The sequence below is a fragment of the Ideonella sp. P3_A4 genome (assembly GCF_056403075.1).
In genome coordinates this window covers 1-1748 of the sequence record NZ_JBFUGE010000931.1, presented here as the reverse complement: position 1 = coordinate 1748, position 1748 = coordinate 1, and the positions used below count along the sequence as shown (strand labels likewise).

General features: G+C 59.0%; 3 protein-coding genes. All 3 read right to left on the bottom strand.

What is annotated here, in order from left to right; genetic code table 11:
* Positions 1-125: 125 nt before the first annotated feature.
* Positions 126-812, bottom strand: a complete 687-nt coding sequence (locus AC1DYI_RS34565) for a hypothetical protein (protein WP_477208618.1) — start codon at positions 810-812, stop codon at positions 126-128.
* A gap of 39 nt (positions 813-851) precedes the next feature.
* Positions 852-1514 (bottom strand): tyrosine-type recombinase/integrase, encoded by a 663-nt coding sequence (locus AC1DYI_RS34560; protein WP_477208617.1) that lies wholly within the window; start codon positions 1512-1514, stop codon positions 852-854.
* A gap of 26 nt (positions 1515-1540) precedes the next feature.
* Positions 1541-1748, bottom strand: a 208-nt coding sequence (locus AC1DYI_RS34555; RefSeq protein ID WP_477202310.1) for a transposase domain-containing protein, incomplete at its 5' end; no start/stop codon positions are given.

Below are 1748 nucleotides of genomic sequence, written 5' to 3'. Positions count from 1 at the left end.
GGCGGTCGCCGTCGTCGCAGGGACGGGGGAGTGCTCGGGAGGATGGGACAGGAAGAATTCCTCGACCCCTTCCTCCGGCTTGTCTCGAGTCAGAAGGAAAGGCTCGGAAGGAGATCCAGTCGCGGTTACGGCTGGACGATCGCGTTCTTGCAGACCTTCCTTAGTTCCTCGATCGACTTCAGCCTACACCTTGGATCCAGCACCATGTACTCGCTGCCCCGCACCTTTTTGAAGCCTAGGCGGCTGTAGTACCGACACAGGGCTGCAGTAGCTGATCGTTGATTGCCTGGGAAGTCATCCAAGCGCAGCCTGGCCCGTTCTTCGCGCGTGGACTCCTCCTTAAAATGCGACTCGTTCTGCAAAGGAAAAGGCTTCATAGCCACAAGACCTGCCCCTGGGCGCAGGACCTGAATCAACCCCCTCAGGGCGATCAGGCCTCGAGCCTGGCCACGGAACTGCGGCTCGATGATCAGCCGATCCAGAATGAGAAGGTTGAAGTTAAAGAAGAAGTCAGTGCCGGTGGCCTTGCTGACTGCTCGCGTGAAGGTCAGCTCGTTGTCGTAGAGCCTGTAGTAGTCGAGGACCGCGGCGCGGGTGTCAAACACGTCTAGAACGCTCTCCTCTTCATCAGTAGCAGCCTCTACGTCGACGTAGAGCGTCTTGAAAGTTCCTATGGTGTGCTCAACGTCATCAGCCTCTGACAGTTTTACCGTGCCTTCACGCTCATGGATGAATCGTGAAGGCTCATTGGATTCGACTGCGATCCKTTCTGCACTGAATTCAAGCGTCAAATCGTCATAGCAGGAGTTCATCAACTTTCCTCGGGCATTCTTGGTAAGAGCGCAATGAAATCAGTCGCTGGGTAGCTTCCGCGTGAGTGGTTCCACGATCTCCGCCTTTCGCCGATAGATGCGGTCGGTGGTTCGACTGTCGGCGTGAGCAAGCAACGACCGGGCATGTTCCAGACTGCTGGCATCGCTGGCCACCTTGGCTCGGAGGTCATGTTCCGTGAAAGCGTCTTCGACCTTGGTTTCCGTGATGACTCGGGTCATGAAGCGCTGCCACATTGACTTCCAGCCTGACGCTCGTCCTAGGCCCTCGTCGATGTAGCCCGTCCCCTCCCGGGTACAGAACAGGAACTCCGAGGTCTTTGGCCTGGCCTTGAGGGCCTGATCCACGGCCTTGCGCAACTCAGCTGTCCAGACGTAGATCGTCTTCTTGCCGGTCGAACCTTTGGTCTTGTGGCGCTGGTTGTGGATACCGTCTTCCTTGACGTGCTCGTCGACCCGTAGTCGCAACAAGTCTCCTTGTGCCATTCCGGTAAGCAACTTGAGGCGGATGTAGGCCTGGATCATCGACACCGAGCCAGACTTCCGGTTGGACTCGAGCGACAGTACTTCTAAGACTTCCCAGTCCTCCACATAGCGTTCCCGCGGAGCTTCGCCTTCCAGGCGAACCTCCCCCTTGAACGGATGCTTCTCGATGAAGCCCCATTCAACGTAAGCGTCCGGCAATCCCGTCTTGGAGACGAGCAGGCAGTTCAGGCTGTGGCGCCCAACGGCTGCCAGCGATGCGGCAGCAGCTCCACGATGCGGCTGGCGGGCTGCGTGGGCAGCCGCTCAAGCACGTCGCGCAGGTACGCGTAGGGCTCGTGCCCATTGAGCCGCGCCGAGTGCACCAGGCTCATGATCGCGGCGGCCCGCTTGCCCGCACGCAGGCTCCCCGCGAACAGCCAGTTGTTGCGTCCA